A 1,370-nucleotide genomic window follows, 5' to 3' on the forward strand; every position below is an offset into this window, starting at 1 on the left:
GCAGATATGAAAAGAAATAAGTTGTGTAAGTTTGAAGTCGTGTCAAGAACGTAAAGGTGATTTTGTTCCATATTTCATGACCTAGACGAATACAATAAGGGAATATCCAAATTGGTAATAATGTCCGCATTGGTGCTGGGTCAGTGGTCTTGCGAGATGTTCCTTCCGATTGTACTGTGGTCGGTATTCCAGGTCGGATTGTCTATCGTTCCGGTGTACGAGTCAATCCCCTTGAACATGGTAGCTTGCCTGACTCAGAAGCCAAGGTAATTCGAGCGTTAGTAGACCGGATTGAGTCTCTAGAACAACAGCTACAAGAGTTAACTCAGCAAAGATCTTCAATGGCATCAATGATATCTGATCACTCTTCAACACCAGATGGTCCAGAGAAGGGGGCTAATGCCCCATGTTGTGATCTCCAGGATAAAGAAATTCGGCAGTGTTTAGATAGTTATGGGATTTGAGCTAGTTGTCAAATGTTAGCAGGTTAAAGGTTGAAGGTTTTACCTGTCGTTCCTGTTGGCTCTAGACAGGGAATCGGATTAGTAACACAATAGAATATTTTAACCACACCCATTTTGGTGTGACCCCGAAGCTAAGGATTAACAGCTTTTTGAAACCACTCCCCAGAACTGTCTTGGTAGTAAAGCCATCGGTTTTGGGGGAAACCCTGCAACCTTAGGTGATCAACCTTGACTGGTTCGAGCAATAATAGGCAAAAATTTGGCAAAGGCTGATCTAGGGCAGGTGGTGGTGGGGAAAAGGCTTGTTTATCTGGTACTCTAGCAACACCAGGGTCAGGCCACGCAAATTGTAAGCGAGCTGCATCGGAAAGATTTTGCCAAGTCTGCTGGCGGACTTGTTGAAGTCCTTCGTCAGGATAATCAGCAGTGATCAGGGTCAACTGGCCTGCTAAACGAAATTGTTCGCGAGTGTTGGGAAAGTACCAACAAACTTCTCCCCAGGGATGATGATTAATGTCGTGAATTTTCTGGCTACGGGTATCGGTAATAACTTTGAGTTGGTTGGAGTTGTCCAAAAAACCCCGAAAAACTACGGTGCGGTTAGCAGGATAGCCCTTGGGGTCAACGGTTGCCAGTTGAAAGTAACGAGCATAAGGTAGGCTGCGATTGTGATGGATTGCGCGAGCTAGGGGCGATCGCCAAACAGCAATAGGCATTTTTTTTTAGACATAGCCCATAAAATAGCGGAAAGGTGAGCTTTCCGCATCTAATTATTAAATTCGCCACGGGTCGCACCTAAATGTAGGGTAGTTTCAAGCTCAGGATGGAAGCAAGCCCCAAGTTGGCTGACCAAAGACCCTGAGGGCGCAAGCCCCTGGATTCTATCCCGGAGACGAAACCTTAGGA

Annotated in this window: 1 protein-coding gene and 1 pseudogene; one reads left to right on the plus strand and one right to left on the minus strand. The window is 45.8% G+C overall.

The genetic code is table 11. From position 1 onward, the window contains the following. Positions 1-98: 98 nt before the first annotated feature. Positions 99-464 (plus strand): annotated as a pseudogene (locus tag F6K20_RS38645) (serine O-acetyltransferase); the annotation flags it as partial. 131 nt (positions 465-595) lie between these two features. On the opposite strand, the gene F6K20_RS38650 reads toward F6K20_RS38645, so the two are convergent. Beyond that, on the minus strand, positions 596-1,180 hold the full coding sequence (locus F6K20_RS38650) for an Npun_F5749 family FMN-dependent PPOX-type flavoprotein (RefSeq protein ID WP_008187984.1): 585 nt from the start codon (positions 1,178-1,180) through the stop codon (positions 596-598). Between the last annotated feature and the right edge of the window lie 190 nt (positions 1,181-1,370).

It is taken from the genome of Moorena sp. SIO2C4, from assembly GCF_010672485.1.
GTDB classification, from domain to species: domain Bacteria; phylum Cyanobacteriota; class Cyanobacteriia; order Cyanobacteriales; family Coleofasciculaceae; genus Moorena; species Moorena producens.

Excerpts from the sequence above, each read along its gene's own strand:
- F6K20_RS38650 (WP_008187984.1), bottom strand. The coding sequence starts at position 1,180 with ATGCCTATTGCTGTTTGGCGATCGCCCCTAGCTCGCGCAATCCATCAC.